The following is a 223-nucleotide window of genomic DNA, read 5'->3' as shown; positions in this document are numbered from 1 at the left end:
GCTGGCGGTGTTGCTGGTGTGGGGGCGTGCTCGTCTTCGGGACGGAAGCGTCCGCCCGGTCCGGAGCCCGGTCCGGAGCCCGGATCGGAGTCCGGTTCGGAGTTTCGCTTGGGTCCGGTTCCCGTTCCGGTTCGGGGCCCGTGTTCGGGTCCGGTGCCGCGCTCGGGCTCGCTCGCGGTCCTGGTCTCGGTCTGCGAGGCCGGTGCTGGTGCCTGTCCGGGTT

The 223-nt window shown here is 72.6% G+C and carries 1 pseudogene; it reads right to left on the bottom strand.

Features of this window, described 5'->3' with window-relative positions:
* Positions 1-223 (bottom strand): annotated as a pseudogene (locus tag L0U85_RS01265) (chromosome partitioning ATPase); the annotation flags it as partial.

Source organism: Glycomyces sp. L485, from assembly GCF_022548875.1.
In the GTDB taxonomy this organism is placed as follows: domain Bacteria; phylum Actinomycetota; class Actinomycetes; order Mycobacteriales; family Micromonosporaceae; genus Glycomyces.
Note: the sequence above shows the minus strand (reverse complement) of the source record. Positions and strands in the feature narration are given on the sequence as shown.